Origin of the sequence: Microcoleus sp. B4-C1 (genome assembly GCF_036705285.1) — a bacterium.
GTDB lineage: Bacteria > Cyanobacteriota > Cyanobacteriia > Cyanobacteriales > Microcoleaceae > Microcoleus.
The window spans coordinates 26604-44488 of the sequence record NZ_JAUBUC010000036.1; the positions used below are offsets into that span (position 1 = coordinate 26604).

Here is a 17885-nt window from a genome sequence, read left to right on the forward strand (position 1 = left end):
GCATTATTCCCGTATTTTATAAATAAAGGTTGATACAGGCTATTAGTTGGGTGGGGGCGGGTTTTTGAGATTGTCGGTTTTTGGCAATTATTGTTGGTGAACCCGCCCCTACAGGAACTTAACCTCGATTTCAATTTAACTTCACTGACTGACAGAGCCTTTCCCGAAAAACTTAGGCGGTGCTGCCATAGTGTAAACTTCGGTTTCAGCGGCAATTACCTGGCGTAAGTGACCGGGAACTTGCATCAACCCCAACAATGTAATTCCGTCGAACATCCGCAACCCGCCAGTTGTTTTCTCGGCGAGTAATTTGTCAGTAGCTTCGGGATCTGGTCGCGTATTTATTTCTTGATTAGAAGCTACGGCAAAACCCCAAGGAGCTCCATAAGTAGAAATAAAGCTGGTGCAGGATTGAACGTTGGAGAAAACAGATTTCAGGGTATTTACAATGCGAGCGTGCATTTTCATTTCTGCAGGAGAAACGGGGCCCGCTTGCACTACGAAATATCCGTTAGGTGACATTACGCTGCGAACTTTCTCAAAATACTCCTTGGTAAACAACTGGAAAGATGGGCCTTCTTCAATGGGATCGGACAAGTCAGAAATGACAATATCCCAATCATTGTCAGTTTTATCTAAATAGTCCAAAGCATCGCCGATTACTACTTCGCAGCGGGGGTCATCAAAGGCGTTTTGGTGCATTTCGGGCAGGTGTTCGCGGCAAGCTTCTACTACTTCGCCGTCAATGTCGATCATCACGACTTTTTCAACTGTTTTCCAGCGCAGCACTTCTCTAATTGTAGCTCCTTCTCCGCCGCCGAGAACCAGGACTTTTTTGGGTGAACCGTGACAAATCATGGCTGGGTGCACTAGGGGTTCGTGGTACAGAAACTCGTCGCCTGTACAAGATTGCCACTTACCGTCCAAAACTAAGCCTTTGCCGTAGGTACCGGTCTGAACCACGTACATTTCTTGATAGGCTGTTTTCTTGTAAGCGAGCACCGCGATGATGCCGTGAACGTAAATATCCCAGGGGGTAATGTACTCGCTCATCCAAAAGTCTGCACGAACTTCGCTACCTGACATCAATTACTCTCCAAATATAAACTGCTGTGTCGATGTTGTCACAAGTAGTAGTTCTTATCACACAATGGTGCGGGTGTGTGAGTACGATCGACACATTAAATTGAGATTTTTCAGCAATGGTATAGTGTGATTGCGTTCTGGGAACTCGGAAGCGCCTTGGTACTTGAGATTGCTTGTGGGCGATCGCCCACCCAGTCGAGATCACTTTTCCCGTCGCCCCGGAGTCGATCGCACTCACATTTAATATTTCCCCTTTGCATTGGGGGCGGGTTTTGTACAAAGGTTGTCTGAATGGGGCAATTTTTCGCGCTGTGCCCGCCTTGATAAGTTTGCGATCGGCCTGCTTATTTATCAATAATCGGATGAAAACCCGGCAAATGCGAGAGCGGAGAATAAAAGTAGCGATCGGTTTTAACCATATTTGTTATTAATAACTTGACATTTTGAATGTATCTTAGATAAAATTTTTAAATCCACCACAACAATGACATTTTGAATTATTTTGACAATAATGCAGAGTCTATGTGCGACTATTTTATAACTAATTAAAGGTTACGAGTAAATTGTCTAATAAAAACGCTGTTACACTATTTTTATTTTCAAAATAATAGCCTATGGAACCAACAGACTGGGAAAAAATAATCAACAAACTGGAAAAGGAAAATCTAATTTTGCGGAAAAAACTCGAAAAGTCGGAAACTGAACGCAGCCAATTAGAAGCCTTTAATAAAAAAAAAGAATCTTTGCTAAAAATACTCACTGAGGAATTTAGAGATTCCGAAAAAATTTTAAAAGCAAGAATATCTACACTAGAAAAAGCTCTCTTAAACCAGCAAACAACGCAGATTAAATTGATTGAAGCCGAAAAAATGTCGGCTTTGGGCATTTTGGTAGCTGGTATTGCCCACGAAATCAACAATCCTGTTAACTTCATCTACGGCAATATTACCTATGTCAATGACTACGCAGGCGATATTTTAAAATTGCTCGCAATGTACCAGGATCGGTATCCCGAAACAGATGCAGAGATTGAAGAATTTCTGGAAAAAATTGACCTCAACTTTCTGCGCGAAGATTTGTTAAAAACTCTTTCGTCAATGAAAATTGGCTCCGAGCGCATCCGCGAAATAGTGCTGACTTTACGCAACTTTGCGCGGGTAGATGAAGCTGAAAAAAAACCAGTTAACATTCACGAAGGAATTGACAGCACATTGTTAATTTTGCAGCACCTAACCAAAGAAAAACCCGGTCATTCCGCTATAAAGTTTATTAAAATTTATGGAGATTTGCCCAAGGTAGAGTGTTATGCTGGGCAATTAAATCAGGTGTTTATGAACATCATTAATAATGCTGTTGATGCCCTGCGGGAGCGAGAGCAAAAATCTTCAGTGGACGAGATCGAAGCCAACCCTATCCAGATGACCATTACTACTTCTATTATTTCAGAAAATTGGGCAAGAATTAGCATCAAAGATAATGGTCTGGGAATGAATGAATCTGTAAAAGCGAAAATTTTCGATCCCTTTTTCACCACCAAACCAGTTGGGCACGGGACGGGTTTGGGATTGTCAATTAGCTATCAGATTGTTGTGGACAAACACGGCGGGAGGTTAGAGTGCATCTCCGCAATTGGAGAAGGGACTGAATTGGCGATCGAGATTCCGATCGCCAATTCCCGCAGCTAAGATCGATCGATCGAGCTAAACTGAGGGATAATGAAAACTCCCTTTGACCGCGGCTCCTCCTAGTTTGATGTGCAACCCTATGTCTACTGTCACTTTTGGTTTGTCAACCCCTATAGCGGCAGAAGCCGGGGCATCCTACGGCAGCAGCGAACCGCCACAGCGCCCCACCGTGCAAGCAGAGTGGATCGAGGTATTGGTGGACTCTCCTTACAGGGTTGCGGGGGATTCGCCTGGGGAGGAAAATAAGTTATTTACCTATCGTTTACCTGCGGAACTTACCGTGCAACCGGGGGATATTTTGAGTGTACCCTTTGGCAGTCAACAGGTAGGGGCGATCGCGATTCGGTTCATTTCTCAACTGCCGCCAGACTTAGATCCCACAAGGGTTAAAGATGTCGAAGATGTTGTCAGTGCGGGTTTTTTCCCACCGACTTACTGGGAATTGCTCGATCGCACTGCCACCTATTATTGCACACCTTTAATTCAAGTAATTAGAGCCTCCCTGCCGCCCGGTTTATTAAGCCGTTCCGTGCGCCGAATTCGCTTAATTAAGGACGCAATTTCTCCGAATGCCGAAACATTTCTCAATCCGGCAGCAAGTCAAATTTTGCAATTGCTGCAAGCTCAAAAAAACGGCGATTACACTTGGCAATACCTCCAGCGACAAGTCAAGGGAAGTTATCGGGGATTGAAAGATTTATTGAAACGCGGTTGGGTAGAAAGTTATTTAGAACCTCCCAATCCTCCCAAACCACAACTCAAACCGGCAGTGACATTAATTGCTAGTGCATTTGTCACAGATTTAACCAAGCGGCAACAAGAAGTATTGGAAGTTTTGCGGCGCGGCGGTGGTGAAATGTGGATGAACGATTTGCTGAGAATTTGCAGCGCGAGTTCTTCTGTTGTCAAAAATTTGGAACAAAAAGGTAGCGTTGTCATCGATCAAAGGGAAGTTCTCAGGGGCGATCGCGGAATTTCTCAATTGCCCGATGCACCCAAAACTTTAACTCATTTTCAAGCTCAAGCCTTAGCGTTTATTAACTCTTTTTCGGGATTTCGTCAAGTGCTGCTGCACGGCGTTACAGGTTCCGGGAAAACCGAAGTGTATTTGCAGGCGATCGCCCCCATCTTAGCCAACGGCAAATCCGCCCTCGTACTCGTTCCCGAAATCGGCCTCACACCGCAACTTACAGACAGATTCCGCGCCCGTTTTGGCGAGCAAATTTGCGTGTACCACAGCGCCCTATCCGACGGCGAACGTTACGATACATGGCGTCAGATGCTGACTGGAACCCCGCAAATTGTCATCGGCACGCGATCGGCCATTTTCGCACCTTTACCTCACCTCGGCTTAATTATCCTCGATGAAGAACACGATAGCAGCTTCAAACAAGACCAACCAGCCCCCTGCTACCACGCCCGCACCGTTGCCAAATGGCGCGCCGAATTAGAAAATTGTCCCTTAATTTTAGGTTCGGCAACGCCAGCTTTAGAGACTTTTGTCGGGACGCGCCGAGATTATTACTCGTTACCAAATATCCATTATTTATCATTGCCCGATCGCATTTATTCCCGCCCGATGCCGCCTGTGGAAATAGTCGATATGCGCCAAGAATTGCGCCAAGGAAACCGCTCAATTTTCAGCGCTTCCCTGCAAAATGCCCTGGAAGAATTGCAAGCAAGACAACAGCAAGGTATTTTATTTATTCACAGAAGAGGACACAGTACCTTTGTCTCTTGTCGGAGTTGCGGCTATGTGATGGAATGCCCGAATTGCGATGTTTCCCTGTCTTATCACCACGTCGGCGAAGGAACAGCAGAAGTGTTGCGGTGTCACTACTGCAACCACACGGAACGACACCCCCAAAATTGCCCGGAATGCAGTTCTCCTTACTTCAAAAACTTTGGTAGTGGCACTCAGCGAGTCGAACAGGAATTAACGAGATTGTTTCCAGAATTGCGGGCAATTCGGTTTGACAGCGATACGACTAAAAATAAGGGCGACCACCGCAGATTGTTAACGCAATTTGCTAACGGGGAAGCTGACATTTTGTTGGGTACGCAAATGCTGACGAAAGGGTTAGATTTAGCGGGAGTAACATTGGTGGGAGTTGTGTCTGCTGACGGGTTGCTGAACTTATCTGATTATCGGGCCAGCGAACGAGCTTTTCAAACATTAACTCAAGTCGCGGGCCGTGCGGGCAGAGGCGACGATCCGGGGCGGGTAATTATTCAAACTTACACTCCCGAACACCGGGTTATTCAAGCAGTTAGGCGGCACGAATATGCGGGTTTTGTGGAAACAGAATTAGCCGAAAGAGCGGCGCTGAATTATCCACCTTCGGGGCGGCTTGTATTGTTGCGATTGAGCAGTGCAGATGCGGCGGAAGTTGCGGTGACGGCGGTACAATTGGCGTCTGTTTGTCAGGAGTATATTGAGCGATTGTCTGTACCGGGATGTGAGTTGTTGGGGCCTGCACCTGCGGCGATTATGCGGGTGGCAAATCGGTATCGGTGGCAGATTTTGCTGAAGTTGCCTTTGGATGAGTCGGTGGATTTGTCGGATTTGATCGGGTTGCGCGATTCCCTTCGGGATAGCTTCGCTTCACGCACGCCGCGTTCTGTTAGTTTAACTATTGATGTCGATCCGTTGAATTTTGGTTGAGGGTTATTGGTTGGGTGGGGGCTGGTTTTTGTATATTAGACCTCTTGCAAAATAATTTTATGCTAAAATAAAATATTTTTTCTATGAGGGAACCTTCTCGATCGCCCAAACGGCATCTTAGCCACATTTCACACAAATTAAAAAAGGCGGCACCCAGATTTGAACTGGGGGTGGAGGTTTTGCAGACCTCTGACTTGCCAATCAAAAGTCCACCAGACAAGGCTTGTACAATCAAAAAAAGAATCTGCACTAGACTTGCACTATTACATCGAGGAGGCTAAACCTGTATCAGGGATTGAAACAAGAGAAAATATGGACGATCAAAAAATAATTCAACTTTACGAGGAAGGAAAATCCTGCGAAGAAATTGCAGGATATTTCGACTGCACCAGTCAAGCCATATCTAAAAAGCTCAAAAAACTCGGCGTACAAACCCGCCGGTTCGCAGGCTACTATACGCCAGAGGAATTAAAAGAAGTGCGACAAACTATATCACAACTGCGATCGCAAAACCTGACTTACAAAGAGATCGGAGAAATAGTCGGTCTCTCTGACACTTCAGTTTGGCACCACTTGAAACAGTGCGAAGGAAAATGAATTTACTATTACTCGATAAAGACGGAACGCTGATCTCTCCCAAATCTGGCGCTAAATTCGTAAGCGACCCGTGGGATCAAGCGCCGCTTCCCGGAGTCTCTGCCACCTTAAAAAGATATGCCGCCGATGGCTGGAATATGGCAATCTGTAGCAATCAAGGAGGAGTGGCATCCAATCACAAATCTCTCGCGAACTGCATCCTAGAAATGAAATTCTGCCTTCAGCTTTTCTCGGAAATTAAAGAAGCGTATTTTTGCCCAGATTTCGAGGGCAATGAGTGCTGGAGAGTTTGGGGTGATTGTGGCGAAGAATGTCAAATCCTCTATAACCAAAATTCGTGGGAAACAATGGAACTGCAAATTGCAGGGCAATTCCGTAAACCTAGTCCAGGGATGTTATCGCTGGCTGCGAGTTTCTATAATTTTGAGGAAATACTTTATGTAGGCGATCGCCCCGAAGATGAGGGCGCGGCTTTGGCTGCAAATATCTCGTTTAAATGGGCATCTGATTTTTTCAACTGACCGGGACGCAACCGAAAGACCAAATAGAAAAGTGTCCGAAATTTCGGACACTTTTCTGTTTAAAAAATCTCATTCCCAGGCACAACGATCGTATCGAAATATCGCTGCCCTGAATCCCTACACAACTGCATAAATTCACGATGACCGTGGCGACTACGGCCCACCAAACACCCAGCCGACGCCTGGCCGATATCATTGGGGGGCATATCGTAGCCCCAATGCTGGTTTATCCCAAAATAGCCGCTGATCAGACGATCGCCCGTGCGGATCATGTCTTTATTAAAATCTCTCCAGCCCTGCACTTCCCCGATTTGAATCAAAGATTCGTGTGGATCTGAATTACCGTGAATCCCGATTTCCCACGCATTTCGATAGCAGCCAAAAGCAATACGAAAAGCGCCGGCCGGATTCATCGGATAGTCGGTGTACCACGCACCTGGTTCGCAGGTCGCAGCCCAACAATCCAGACACTTGGCGTTATTAAAAACAGCCCTTACATCATTAAACTGGTTAGGGGTGTCAGTGTTTAACCGCCCGTCAATGTCGATACCTTCGATATAAATGATATTGAATGTATTGATGGGATAACCCTTAGACTGGCAGTATTTGAGAATTTTGTCGCTAGCAATTTTGTCAAGCATAGATTTTTTATTGGTTGAACTTTTCTACAATCTTCACTTTAATAGCTTCGAGAATCATTACTAACCGGATTAAATCTGGCTCGACATCTTCTCGCAATCCGAGAGCAGCGGTACAAGTAATGTGGCCATACTGACAGGCAATATCTTCGTGAGCTTCCAGCAATTCTTCTACAGTAGACTCTTTAGATAACAGTAATTCGCAAGCCTGAAAATAGGGCATAAGACTTACTCGCGCTTGGGTACGACCAATAATCCGCTTAAAAAGCCTCCCACACCCAAAACGATATTCCCTAAGTTTCCGGTATCTTTTCCATTAGCAGAGGCCACGCCGTACAATCCAATTAGAAAGAGGAATCCCAAGGCAAAACACATTACAGAAAAGCGATATGACCATTGATCGAGCATGGATTGGTTTAAGTGAAATCAGTGCGAGGAGGTTTATTTTCTTCGGGAAAAGAGGGCGCTCGGCGCATATCGAGAACCCTTTTAATATCGCGAACATCTGTCTTGAGCAAGCCTATCTCGACTAAATTGTGATTTATATTTTGCTTCGCTTTTACCGCGAAAGTGTGCCAATCATCAATCTGTGCCAAAACTCTATCTATTCGCGCTTCTGCCCGTAAAGTAGCAAGGGTAAATCCTCCCGTTGCAGTGGCACCGCCGATACTAATAACCACGAAAATGATTTCAAGTAAATCCTTAGTAGTCATAACAGCAGAAGACCAATTGGAATAATAGAATAGTGACCCTTTTTAATAAGCTCGCTGCGAGGAAAGTAAAGCACGGCCGTTGGGACAGACTTAACAACAGTCTCGTCAACCTGAAGCAACTGAGGAATTACATTCAATTGCAATACACGATATTCAAGACTGGTATAGAAATCGGCTCCGGCGTCGTAAATTCCCCATCGACGCTCACCGAATGGTTTTGCTTGCCAGTGTAAGAGGCAAAAGCTCCCCCGCAGCCGAAACCTTTCAATAATAGGATTGAAATTCATTTGCAGGTTGAAATCTACCATTGTCGGGTAAGTTAAAGATACTTTACCCATATCAGTTACAACATCAGGAACTAGCATGATATAGCTAAAATCCGGGCATGAAAGCCCGTCGAAGGATTTATTTGTAATCTCATTGGAAAACAATCATTGTAAGATGGCAAAGCAATCAAATGAATCGTGTCGATTGTATCTTGCCAATCTTTAACAACCCGCTCAACGACACCAATCGGCCCCGGACTGATTTCAACAAATAACGCTACTGCTACTTCCAAAAATTCCCCTGTTGCCACATATTCGCCGACTAGGTTCGACTGAAAAGCCAAAAATTGACAATTAGAGAACCACAGAGTAGAAGTTGGGGTTACAGGCAAAACTTCGGCATCGAAAACCGTCGTGATAATTGGAGGCATTAAGTTTGGCTTTCACCTTGGTAACTTACACTGATCGGAGATGGAGGACTGAGATTCGGACTAGAAGAGATGAAGTCTGTAATCTCCCGGATATGTTCGTTGTGGGCAAAGTCGCCGGGAGAATAGGGAATGATTACAGTGAAGTTACTTTCGCCCGATACATTGACCGCAGAAGTAAAACAAGCTTTTGCCGTTCGTGGTTCAATCCTACTTATTCGGGCAACAATAGGGCTATTCTCTCCAATAATCAGACGCTCTAGCAACTTAGGAGTTATGGGCGAAAGAATCCGCCCATCTTCATCGTAAAATTGGCGCTGATTAATTAATACCTCGTTAAGATTATCCTGAGTGTACCGAATCTTTAAATCCTTGCCTCGAATAGTCCTGAGAATTCTTAGCTTCGCCTCGCTAGTCGGCATCTATTTCAAAAACAGCGACGTTCTCCAATTCTGACGCGAGTTCTTCTACAACGTTATCAGCATCTTCTCTGTCTTCAAAAGATACAAAGTCGCACTGTTCTGGGTCGATTGTATTGCTAGTGGCTGTTTTGACATCTATCCACTGGATCGATTTTTTGCTACCTTGTTGGATGAGTCGGTGAGCTCCCCAAAAAGAAAGTGTGCCATCATCTTTCGCTTCAACTTTCACAATGATGTATCTCATTTTAATCCTTTAATTGTTTCACCCATCCCCCGACTACTAATTATCAAGGGATTCGCTTTGATTTCCCGCCAAAATTCTATCCATTGTGGAGTAGTAGGCTGGAAAGGATACTCGATTGTATATTCCCTTCCCGTGGCATCCCAGAGAGTAGCGTGCCTTGGGGTAACGGTCGGCGGCAAAGAACAGAATCCTGTACCTTTGATAGCGCTACTTACGAAGATGGTAGGCAAGAATAATTCCTCCGTAACTACCAGAGAAACAAAGTAAAAAATCTTGCCTGCATCCGTAATGTAATCAGTCCGCCATAACATTATAGCTAAGGTAAAGCTCCAGAATTCTTAGAGCTGAATCTTTTATCCCATTCCCCTCGATACCCTAAGCACATAGTGTGCGGAACTGCCCGCAGCGCTAGTCCACACGCTCGGATCAATGCAGGATCTCGACTACTCATTGGAACAAGCATCGCTGACTTAGCGACAGTTGTTTCCGATGTCGCCTGATTCGCATCACTGGAAGAAACAACTCTACGATTTTGAAGCATCACCACGCGAAAGCGGCGGTGATCAAAGGTAATCTGACGAAAACCAGGACATCTAGCCTCTGAAGTATTTAAGGGGCCTCCCGAAATAAGACATTCATTAATGGCAGACGCATATGCAGCGTAAGGCGCATTATCAGGGAGATTTGTAGCCATTTTAAAACTTTTGGCTCTCATTTCCGTAGTGCCATCTGTTTCGTAAGTCATACTCCCTGTGTATGACATTTCTTTTGCGCCTGCAGGCGTATCTGTAATCGGAAGCGCGACTGGTGCTAGTAAGCTCGAGCTTGGATCAATTACATCAATAATATTATTCCAAGTTTCCCCTTCTAAGGAGACACAAATTACAGGAGCAATCTGATTTAATTGGGTTGCAATAGCATTCGATGCCGCAACCAGGTTTGTTTTGTTCGGCACGGGGATGGAAACAGTCTTCCCTGCCTCGAACCAAAATTTGAGTTTGCGAGGCGTCCAAGCGTGACCCTCTGTATCCTCACAGGGTACTCCCTTGGTGTTGATGACAGACCCACCTACCGCAGCAATGATCGCATTTATCATTGCATCAGTCGTTCCGTCTGGGATTCTGAAAGTGTACTTGTACTTAAATTCTTGGTCGGGGGCACCCCAATCGGGGAGGTAGTTACTGCCGCGAAATGTAATGCCTTCAGGTCTGGCCATCCTTATGCCTCACTAGCTAATTCAAGTGCAGTCGGAGTCAGGTCAAAGGTCAAAGAGTACCCTTGACGCAATGTACCTGGCGTGACACCTACTCCAGTCGCGATCGACGGATTTGGCTTGGTAACTGTCGCCTTTGTTGGTTTAGCCTCGGGAGCCAAAGCTGTTATCCCTGAATGCAATCGATCGACAATCTGACGAGAAACCTCCATCACATTACCGGTTGTTGGATCGGCTTCTGCCGCCGTAAGTCCAGGGAGGGCGGCTAAAGGGATGGTGAGATTGACGCCATCGGACGTGTATCCGGTAAAAATTTCGGCCGGTGCTACTTGCATTTTCTTTGCTGTATTTAGTGAATTGCTGACCTTTTTAACTTAGCCGTAACCGCCCGGAAACGTACCGAAAACGTATCAAAAGTCACTCGTCGGGTTTAAAGGCAAAAGCACTCGACGAGCAATTTAGTGCAAGGCTTTCGCGAGTTGCCACCAAAAAAGTAAATATGCCATAATTATTTAAATATTTATTTCTTACAGGTAGGAGAACATGGCATTTTCTTCGGTGACGCTAAAAGTATCCAACGACCTTTATCATGCCTTGAAGCAGCGAGCACTAGACGAAAAAACTACCCTTTGGCAGCAGCTCGATGAGGCTTTAAAGAAATATTTAAATAAATAAATATTTCTAAAAATATAAATGTTTGTTACCTGTTGAGGAATCAGCGGGTATTTTTTTTATCTTTTATAGATGAGCAAAAAAAACAAGACAAAATCTAAAACCTATCCCGGCACATTTTATTCAACTGCCGGGACACAAGTAGATCCACCGTCTTGTATTTCGCTCAGAACCTATTGCCTTAAATATTTTTTGAGCGAATCTCAAGTTTTGAGGATGCTCAGAAATAAAGAATTATGTGCAGTAAGTTTCAAGAAAAAATTGTACATAACTGATTCTCCTGCAAGTAACTAAATATGCTTTATGACCTAAATCCAAGTTCTAGTATCAACATTGCCGAAGATATTAGAGGCCCCAAGACTACAACCACGGTTAGCGTTACAAATACTGTTGGTGTTGCTTTAGCTGCAAATGCCAATAGAGCTGTGTTTGGCATTTACAATATTGGCACTACGCCTGTTTTCATTCGCGAAGGCGCTGTGGTGACAAGCACCCTCTACGATTTTGTTATCCCTCCGGGATTTTACTGGAAAGAGGATTTCAACAACTCTCCTAGATATCTAGGTGCAATAGCTGCCATCACGGCATCTGGAACTTCTTCCCTCCAAGTTTCTGAGGCGGTGATGATTTAATGCCAAGCGAGCCTTTATTTACCAGTTTTTTCGGAGTTGGTGCGACACAGGATGATACTCAAATCATCATCCTAAAAAACGACTTGGTGGCGCCAACGGGACTTACGCCTACCTATGATTTCACCCCCACGACAGTAAACCGAACCGAGCAAACAGCGTTAGCGCTCATCTTACGCTGGTTAAGGAATCAAGATGCCAGCACCGATTCTCAATTTATCCTCAAGCCATTCGAGCAAAGCTTAGAATTTCGATTCAATAAATGGCAAAGGAGATATACCAGCGAAATCGAAATCTGGCAAGATGATTCAATCTCTACACTCCCTAATCCCAATCTAATATAATGGCAATAGATAGACCTCTGACTGCATTTTTTGGCCCTGGCGCCACACAGGATGCGACAACTATTACCATATTAAAAGCGGACTTGGTAAGCAAGAAAACGCCACCCGCTTTTATTGGCTTAATCCCACAAGGCGAAAATACTTCTGAAAGTATTTTTTCCGCATTGCTAATGAAAATCATTGAGGAACAAGATACCAGCCAAGACTCTCAATTATTCATATTCCCCCCGGAATCGTCTATTGTTACCGTAGTCTCGGACGGGATACAAAAACCCTTTGATCAATATCTTTTCACGTTGAGGATGCTCATACCCCGTGGACAAGAATATCCCAATCCCAATCTAATCTAAGGAGCGTAATCCATGGCAGCAGTTTTTACCAACCAGCCTCAGACAACACCTATTTACAATCAGCAGCAGGCAACGCAGTTAGGGCAAGGAAATTTTGCCACTATGCAGCAACCGGGGATGCAGGGTTTCGGAGGACAACCGGGCGGGATGAATGGGAACATTTATCCCCTTGGGCAGCAATTCGGCCACACGACAATTTATGCCGTTGTGGAATCAGGCCAGCCCATTATTCTCGATCCGAAAACTGGCAAAGCTTACCCTCCGGGGTATATCCCCACAATTCAAGATCCGAATACTTGGGAACAATGGGCTCCCGGTCAATCGTGGGCTGAAACAATGGAACTGGCAAATGCCGAACTGCAAGAAGGAAAAAGGCAAGCGATAGAAACTTTAGTAAGACCGGGAGAGGAAGCGGCAGCAGAGGCAACTCAAGGATTCATGAGGGATTTGAGTACGGCCGCCAACAAACTGGCGGGGCAAACAGCCCAAAATTTGTATGGTAAGGATAACAAAACTTTGAAAGGCCTTCAGGAGCAAGCAAGTCAGGCTGGCCGAGAGGTTATAAATCAAGCCCCACAGGTTATGAGACAGGGCGCTCAAAACCTCACTCAACAAGCCGGCAAAATGTTTAGTGGCGTCACTTCATCCGGTTCGTCAAGTTCGCGAACTGCTGCTTATGGTGGCGGGATGACCTCAGCATCTACCTCTGTTGTTGGCGATCGCACTGCTTTTTCTGGCACTCGCAGATATTAATTTATGGCGATATTGATGCCGGACAGAACCAGGCAAATTGCTGGGAGAATTTCAGCCACGAGTAACCCACAAAGTGCAAATCTGTACACTCCCAGTACAGCCTCGGTATTGGGAACCCCTGTAAATTACAACGGCGGCATGGCGCGAATCAGGGTTTGTGCTTTTTTGGATTCAATACCTGAAACTCACGCACCAGTTATCTTGCCCACTGACACCCTCGCCCAAAAGGAACAAAAAAACGCTTTTTTTCGATCGGCTCCCAAAAAAGGGTTAATGGTTTATTTGAAAAGTCCTGCAAACGAAAACTTTGAAATAGGAATTGTCGATATTTACAATATCAAGCCATGCTTTCTTACGGGTGTTTCAGAATTCTTCAGTGATTTACAAATATACGGAATTCAATTTGGCTGGCAAATCTTTGCAGAAGTTGTTGACCGAGGCTATGGAATTCTGCAAGTAAATTCAGGTGAAAACCAGCAAAACGACCGGATTGTTATCAGTGGTTTTGCCAATGAAAGTTCAAGCTTTTTACAAGGCTCAGATGATGTTATTTACAATTACGTGGTCTAGCCGATGGCTCGAATAGTCAACCACTGTTATAGTAATTTAAATTACAAAAATGTCACAGACGAAGTTTTAGGCGATGACATAACCAATGAAATAACGGTTAGTACGTCATCTATGAATTTATTATCATCAATCAATCTAGATAGAAAACTCATTCGACTTTATGTTCTTGATTTTTCTAATCCCCTCGCACTATTGTGGATACGGCACGGCACCAACGCCACACTATCCAATTCTTCGTTTCCTTTGTTACTGCGGTATCTATATGAAAATACATCTCAAGCTAGTCGCCCTTTGTCTGTAATTTGCAGCGAAGGTTCAGCATTGGTCAAACTAACAGTGGTAAATAAAGCATGAGCAATATTGGTGGCAATTACAATTTTGGGGTGTGGAACCCCCCCACTGGTATAGATTCTATACGCTACAGCCAAAATGTCAACAATGACTTAATCAATGAATTAAACAATTTACAGCTAGGGAAAGAGAAAGGATTTGAGCGGGATTATGGGGTTGTACGACCATCTTTTGATAGTCCTGATATGGATTTAATTGTTTATTTAAACGACAATAATTTTAAGGTATTCACTGGGATGATTCGGCAAGGCTGGGGTGGTTAATTATATGTCATGGTCTGACTGGCAGCAGAATTCATTAGGAAGATATCAAACCAATAATTTAAATCCCACTAGCACGGGCAAAAATTCACTCGGACTTCCCAACCCAGTATCAGTTCCGCCTTCTTTTCCTATAAGTGATAACTGTAGTTACATACTTTATGGAAAACGAATTCTTTGGGGGCCAAATGGAATTGCTGCCATATTTGAGGGAGGGGATATACCTTTATACACTCAAGTAATGTATCAAGGTAAAATTTTTTATACAATTTCAATAGGCTACCCCATCTATCGTGCTGGCGTTTATACTACTGTAGACGGAGTTGTCGGTTTTAGTGTGAATAGTAAGTATGGTCATGACAAAAAGATAACCGCTTATTCTTCAGTAGTCCATAGTGTATTCGGCTCATCTTTTTATGGCTATGCAAGCTGGGACAACACTGACGGATACGAGATTGTTTTTGAATCTTTTTACACTGTCCCACTAGGAGGAGAGAGTTGTGAATTTAGATTTCCTGACACCAGTTTAAACCCCAGGCTTTACCTAGGCACTGCCGCTCCCCCACCCCCACCCCCTAAAAATATGTCTTGCTGTGACTGCAACACGATCGCTACGATAATGGCAGAAAATACGATCGCCGAATTGAAACAACACGAGGCAACGAGAGAACACATCGATCGCCGAACAATCGAAGCCTTGAGAGAAATAAACAAAATGCTGCAAGGGATGAACTTCAATATGAACCTACAGCCAATAATTGACCGACTCAACGAACTCGAAGCCAACCTTTGGAATGGCTTAAAAGCAGGGGGTTGATATGGCCACGGCGCTGAATTTTCAAGCTCAACCTATCACAGTTACCGCGACCGTCGCCGAGGCAACTGTTACCCCTAAATTAGGGGTAGATATGAGTCCGGGCGGGAAGCTCAGCGCACCCACAACCAGCCCCTATTCTGGGGGGCCAAGAGTTCAGGTCGTTAACAACGTTCCGACCAACTTAAAAAATGCAGCTCCTCTATCTTCGAGAGCTGCCGCCGCTTCCAGGCTTGGCGCAAATATTGGATCTAAAGTTGCCCCCATTGCTAGCGCCGTTGCTGGCGCAGGCCCTCTGCTCGCTGCTACCGCGGCGTTTTTAGGTTTAGAAGGGATTTTGGCGCGACCAGCGGGCGTCGGTTCCGACATGGTGGGGGGGAAACCTATCCAGCCTTACAGCGAACCGGCAAAACCAGTCAGCGCCGCGCCCCAGACAAAACCGCAGGCTCAAACACAGCCTGAAGTGCGATCGCCCATTATTGGCAGAGAAGATCCATTTGCACCTATTTTCGATTTTGAAGAGCCATATTCGCCGAAGCCGGCACCAGCGCCAGCACCCGCACCGAAACCGGCGCCAGCGCCGGCCCCTTTCAAGCCGAAACCAATTCCCAACCCTCAACCCAGAGGGGCGATCGATTTTGAAGCTAATCCCGGCACGGGAACAATTACCCTTTCACCTCTCAACACCCAAACAAAAACTTTAACAACTCCCTCTTTACTGGATCAGGTACAAACTGGCGGGGTAAATTTACTTACCCCAATTGTTGATTTTCTCAAAAAGTTAGATGTAGACATTCAGCAAATAAAGCTGAATTTACAAGAGTTTCAGCTTGATTTTACGCCTTTGCTTCAGGGGATTTCTAAAATGATCGATCCAATTATGGAAGCGATTACAGCTATTCCTGAAACTTTCCCCGATATCATCAAACCAATTCTTGAGGGGATGGTAGAGATTCTCACTCCGATCGCAAATCTGACAGCGACAAGCATTGAAGTTTCGGCGAAGAACCCCCGCACTACGAGCGAAACGGTAGCGGAATTCGTAGCACCGATATTCCTACTCCTCACTTTACTTGGCACCGCTTTGGACGGCATCGGCAAAGCTGTCAGCGGGCTTACCTTGAAAACAGGAATTCAGATTCCTCAAGGTATGGGAGTAGCCGCCCAAATTCCGATGAGTATGGCCGCTGCTGCACAAATCCCGCTAGGTATGGCCGCTGCCGCGCAGATACCCGTGGGGATGGCGGCAACCGCACAAATCCCCCTAGGCATGGCTGCTGCTGCACAAATCCCGCTAGGTATGGCCGCTGCCGCGCAGATACCCGTGGGGATGGCGGCAACCGCACAAATCCCCCTAGGCATGGCTGCTGCTGCACAAATTCCGCTCACTCAAACAGTCTTGGCAGAAATTCCGCAAACTATTACGGCTACAGCGGACTTAACGGCAGTCGATATAGAAATTCGAGCTTTGCAAAAAACAGCAGAGGATTTAGCTAAATGCTGCAAAGATATTCAAGATAAATTGAAGAAGAAAAAGAAAGATGATGACGATCGCTTTCCTGAATTCAAGAGCGACGGAATGATCGAGTGTGATGGTGCTACTATTCCTTACTCTTATGCTGGAGAGGGGTTAAAGGGGCTTCACCAACAGCAGAATATTATATTGGGTATCAGTAAAATGATGCTCAAAAAGGTTTGTGATAACGAAATCGAATTCCCTCTGATTCAAGGTGGAGGTACATTTGTCTGTGATGAGACTTTCGGTAATTATAATTACTCCGGCGTCGGGTTATTAGGCTTACAAAGTCAGTTAGATAGAGTTTTGGATTTCAATAAAAAAATACTTAGTGAAGTCTGTGACTTAGAAGTGCCAGCTTTCTCGTTCCCGGATATTTTTGGTGGAGGCACCTATGTATGCGATGGTAGTATCACTAATTACGGATATTCTGGCCCCGGCTTGATTGGGTTGAGCAATCAAATTGGCGAATTGACAAAAGTTAGCACTAAAATATTGGCAGAAGTTTGTGAAGATGAAGATATTCTGGGTCAGATAAACTTCTTGGATTGTGAAGGAAACACACAGGTTCTGCTTTACAGTGGCGACGGTTCACTGGGTTTATCTAGTCAAATCAACGCTTTAACCGAAATAACAAAATTAACTTATGCCAAGGCTTGTGAAACTCCTATTTGCGTACCTGTGCAACCGGGCGATGAATTTGCAGAATTTGATGTGCCGCGCCAGTTGGTGTTAACTTGGGGCGAAAATTACCCCACGCAAACAGGGAGTTTGTGGCACACTCAAATTCCTAACCCCCGTGAGGATTTGGAATGGTGCCGAGATTTCGAGAATCTGAGTTATATCAAAGGAAATATTTATGGGCGATTGTTGTGGGGTAATTCAAAAATCAAATCGGGGATGCGATGTGTGGACGAGGATGAAGCCGATCGTATTCTCGATCTTATCGCTTTATTGAGTACAGCTACAGGCAAAAAGCGCTTCACTAAAGGGGGTGGAGTTAAGCTTGATCCGGCAGTGCGATCGGTGAGGTGTGTTCGAGCTGCGATCGCACAATTAAACGCGGAAGGGTTGGCAGAAGTTGTTCAATGTTTTGTTCCTCCAATCGGAGGTTGCTGATTATCTTGAAAATTATTTATCAATGAAGG

25 protein-coding genes are annotated in these 17885 nt (G+C 45.0%); 13 read left to right on the forward strand and 12 right to left on the reverse strand.

Annotated features, from left to right (window positions below; genetic code table 11):
• Positions 1 to 141: 141 nt before the first annotated feature.
• Together QUB26_RS16040 and QUB26_RS16045 are read right to left on the reverse strand one after the other, a co-directional pair.
• Positions 142 to 1086, reverse strand: a complete 945-nt coding sequence (locus QUB26_RS16040) for a fused MFS/spermidine synthase (protein WP_333242799.1) — start codon at positions 1084 to 1086, stop codon at positions 142 to 144.
• Positions 1076 to 1366: a hypothetical protein gene (locus tag QUB26_RS16045; protein WP_333291602.1), complete on the reverse strand. Its 291-nt coding sequence runs from the start codon at positions 1364 to 1366 to the stop codon at positions 1076 to 1078. Before QUB26_RS16045 ends, QUB26_RS16040 begins: the two co-directional genes overlap by 11 nt.
• Positions 1367 to 1700: 334 nt before the next feature.
• Between QUB26_RS16045 and QUB26_RS16050 the strand changes: the two genes are divergently transcribed.
• From QUB26_RS16050 to QUB26_RS16065, 4 genes are all read left to right on the forward strand, one after another.
• On the forward strand, positions 1701 to 2771 hold the full coding sequence (locus tag QUB26_RS16050; RefSeq protein ID WP_333242793.1) for an ATP-binding protein: 1071 nt from the start codon (positions 1701 to 1703) through the stop codon (positions 2769 to 2771).
• A 79-nt stretch (positions 2772 to 2850) separates the two neighbouring features.
• Complete coding sequence (gene priA, locus QUB26_RS16055) at positions 2851 to 5436, forward strand: primosomal protein N' (protein ID WP_333318742.1); 2586 nt, start codon at positions 2851 to 2853, stop codon at positions 5434 to 5436.
• Between the two features lie 312 nt (positions 5437 to 5748).
• The gene (locus tag QUB26_RS16060; protein WP_333318745.1) at positions 5749 to 6033 is read left to right on the forward strand and encodes a hypothetical protein; all 285 of its coding nucleotides are present in this window, start codon (positions 5749 to 5751) and stop codon (positions 6031 to 6033) included.
• Positions 6030 to 6554 (forward strand): polynucleotide kinase, encoded by a 525-nt coding sequence (locus tag QUB26_RS16065; RefSeq protein ID WP_333318747.1) that lies wholly within the window; start codon positions 6030 to 6032, stop codon positions 6552 to 6554. Before QUB26_RS16060 ends, QUB26_RS16065 begins: the two co-directional genes overlap by 4 nt.
• Positions 6555 to 6613: 59 nt before the next feature.
• On the opposite strand, the gene QUB26_RS16070 is transcribed toward QUB26_RS16065, so the two are convergent.
• The 10 genes from QUB26_RS16070 to QUB26_RS16115 form a co-directional block, all read right to left on the reverse strand.
• The gene (locus QUB26_RS16070) at positions 6614 to 7195 is read right to left on the reverse strand and encodes a hypothetical protein (RefSeq protein ID WP_333318749.1); all 582 of its coding nucleotides are present in this window, start codon (positions 7193 to 7195) and stop codon (positions 6614 to 6616) included.
• A gap of 7 nt (positions 7196 to 7202) precedes the next feature.
• A complete protein-coding gene (locus QUB26_RS16075) occupies positions 7203 to 7415 on the reverse strand; it encodes a hypothetical protein (protein WP_333318751.1) in 213 nt (70 codons plus the stop codon).
• Positions 7416 to 7608: 193 nt separating this feature from the next.
• Positions 7609 to 7905, reverse strand: coding sequence for a hypothetical protein (locus tag QUB26_RS16080; RefSeq protein ID WP_333318753.1), 297 nt, complete (start codon positions 7903 to 7905; stop codon positions 7609 to 7611).
• Positions 7902 to 8270 (reverse strand): hypothetical protein, encoded by a 369-nt coding sequence (locus tag QUB26_RS16085; protein WP_333318755.1) that lies wholly within the window; start codon positions 8268 to 8270, stop codon positions 7902 to 7904. Before QUB26_RS16085 ends, QUB26_RS16080 begins: the two co-directional genes overlap by 4 nt.
• Positions 8264 to 8602: a hypothetical protein gene (locus QUB26_RS16090; RefSeq protein ID WP_333318758.1), complete on the reverse strand. Its 339-nt coding sequence runs from the start codon at positions 8600 to 8602 to the stop codon at positions 8264 to 8266. Before QUB26_RS16090 ends, QUB26_RS16085 begins: the two co-directional genes overlap by 7 nt.
• Positions 8602 to 9021, reverse strand: a complete 420-nt coding sequence (locus QUB26_RS16095; RefSeq protein ID WP_333318760.1) for a hypothetical protein — start codon at positions 9019 to 9021, stop codon at positions 8602 to 8604. Before QUB26_RS16095 ends, QUB26_RS16090 begins: the two co-directional genes overlap by 1 nt.
• The gene (locus QUB26_RS16100; protein ID WP_333318762.1) at positions 9011 to 9265 is read right to left on the reverse strand and encodes a hypothetical protein; all 255 of its coding nucleotides are present in this window, start codon (positions 9263 to 9265) and stop codon (positions 9011 to 9013) included. The genes QUB26_RS16095 and QUB26_RS16100 overlap by 11 nt, the downstream gene beginning before the upstream one ends.
• Positions 9262 to 9576, reverse strand: coding sequence for a hypothetical protein (locus tag QUB26_RS16105; RefSeq protein WP_333318764.1), 315 nt, complete (start codon positions 9574 to 9576; stop codon positions 9262 to 9264). The genes QUB26_RS16100 and QUB26_RS16105 overlap by 4 nt, the downstream gene beginning before the upstream one ends.
• Positions 9577 to 9581: 5 nt before the next feature.
• Entirely contained in the window at positions 9582 to 10481 is a 900-nt protein-coding gene (locus QUB26_RS16110; RefSeq protein WP_333318766.1) for a hypothetical protein, read from the reverse strand.
• 2 nt (positions 10482 to 10483) lie between these two features.
• Entirely contained in the window at positions 10484 to 10813 is a 330-nt protein-coding gene (locus QUB26_RS16115) for a hypothetical protein (RefSeq protein ID WP_333318768.1), read from the reverse strand.
• Between the two features lie 208 nt (positions 10814 to 11021).
• Here QUB26_RS16115 and QUB26_RS16120 point away from each other — a divergent pair, with 208 nt between their 5' ends.
• The 9 genes from QUB26_RS16120 (at position 11022) to QUB26_RS16160 (ending at position 17856) form a co-directional block, all read left to right on the forward strand.
• Positions 11022 to 11153 carry a hypothetical protein gene (locus tag QUB26_RS16120; protein WP_333318770.1) on the forward strand — a complete coding sequence of 44 codons (132 nt, stop codon included), beginning with the start codon at positions 11022 to 11024 and terminating at the stop codon, positions 11151 to 11153.
• Positions 11154 to 11446: 293 nt separating this feature from the next.
• Positions 11447 to 11782 (forward strand): hypothetical protein, encoded by a 336-nt coding sequence (locus QUB26_RS16125; RefSeq protein WP_333318772.1) that lies wholly within the window; start codon positions 11447 to 11449, stop codon positions 11780 to 11782.
• Positions 11782 to 12123, forward strand: a complete 342-nt coding sequence (locus tag QUB26_RS16130; protein WP_333318774.1) for a hypothetical protein — start codon at positions 11782 to 11784, stop codon at positions 12121 to 12123. Before QUB26_RS16125 ends, QUB26_RS16130 begins: the two co-directional genes overlap by 1 nt.
• On the forward strand, positions 12123 to 12473 hold the full coding sequence (locus tag QUB26_RS16135) for a hypothetical protein (protein WP_333318776.1): 351 nt from the start codon (positions 12123 to 12125) through the stop codon (positions 12471 to 12473). Before QUB26_RS16130 ends, QUB26_RS16135 begins: the two co-directional genes overlap by 1 nt.
• A 12-nt stretch (positions 12474 to 12485) precedes the next feature.
• The gene (locus tag QUB26_RS16140; protein WP_333318778.1) at positions 12486 to 13226 is read left to right on the forward strand and encodes a hypothetical protein; all 741 of its coding nucleotides are present in this window, start codon (positions 12486 to 12488) and stop codon (positions 13224 to 13226) included.
• Between the two features lie 15 nt (positions 13227 to 13241).
• Positions 13242 to 13796 carry a hypothetical protein gene (locus QUB26_RS16145; protein WP_333318780.1) on the forward strand — a complete coding sequence of 185 codons (555 nt, stop codon included), beginning with the start codon at positions 13242 to 13244 and terminating at the stop codon, positions 13794 to 13796.
• A 350-nt stretch (positions 13797 to 14146) separates the two neighbouring features.
• Positions 14147 to 14410 carry a hypothetical protein gene (locus QUB26_RS16150; protein WP_333318782.1) on the forward strand — a complete coding sequence of 88 codons (264 nt, stop codon included), beginning with the start codon at positions 14147 to 14149 and terminating at the stop codon, positions 14408 to 14410.
• Between the two features lie 4 nt (positions 14411 to 14414).
• Complete coding sequence (locus tag QUB26_RS16155) at positions 14415 to 15224, forward strand: hypothetical protein (RefSeq protein ID WP_333318783.1); 810 nt, start codon at positions 14415 to 14417, stop codon at positions 15222 to 15224.
• A 1-nt stretch (position 15225) separates the two neighbouring features.
• Complete coding sequence (locus tag QUB26_RS16160; protein ID WP_333318785.1) at positions 15226 to 17856, forward strand: hypothetical protein; 2631 nt, start codon at positions 15226 to 15228, stop codon at positions 17854 to 17856.
• Positions 17857 to 17885 lie beyond the last annotated feature (29 nt).